Raw genomic sequence first — 714 nt, forward strand, 5'->3', positions numbered from 1 at the left:
GTTCCTGGAGCTGGCGTTGGCGCTGTTCGCCGGCGCGCTGCACCGCCTGCTGGTGCGGCTGCACGCCATAGGGCGCAGGCGGTGCGGCCTGCGCCGGGGGCAGGAGGAGAAACGAGGCTGCCAGGCCGGTGGCAAGTAGCTTGAGCATGATGGCCTCCCGTACGTCAGGGATGTGCCCGTCGATTCTAGCCAATCGCCCGGGTTTGGGTGGGTGAAGACGACAAAGGCGCCGGAAGGCGCCTTTGTCGGTTGCGACCGTCGCTTTGCCGCGGAGTGTCAGCGGATCCTGCCGTCGGCCAGTTGCAGTTCCTCCTTGGCGAAGTCGTCGACGTCGATCACCTTGCGCCGTGCCGCTTCGGCCTGGTGCAGGGCCTGCGCCTGCTCGGCGCTCAGCACGCCGGCGGCGGCGCCGGCATCGATCGGGTTCTGCCCCGCTTGCGGCTGGACCCTGCCTTCCTTGATCGCCTTGTGCAGGGTTTTCTCCAGCGCGGCGCTTTCGCGTACCGCGTCGAAGGCGTGGGCGAGGGCACCGACCGGGTCCTGCGGGTCCTTCGGCAGGAACGCGCCAGCGAGGATCGCCTGCAACGCCGGGTCGTCGTCCGGACGGCCGAGGATTTCCGCGATCTCGGCGTCCAGTTCGTCGCTCGGCCCTTTGTGCCGGCGGCCGAACGGCAGTACCAGGACCTTCAGCGCGCAGCCGAAGAAGCGGCTGGG

1 protein-coding gene is annotated in these 714 nt (G+C 69.3%); it reads right to left on the minus strand.

Annotated features, from left to right (window positions below):
- Positions 1-276: 276 nt before the first annotated feature.
- The coding region (locus tag EEB15_RS33130; RefSeq protein ID WP_141514241.1) for an acyl-CoA dehydrogenase domain-containing protein at positions 277-714 on the minus strand (438 nt) is incomplete at its 5' end.

It is taken from the genome of Ramlibacter sp. WS9, from assembly GCF_003797765.1.
Lineage (GTDB): Bacteria > Pseudomonadota > Gammaproteobacteria > Burkholderiales > Burkholderiaceae_C > Ramlibacter.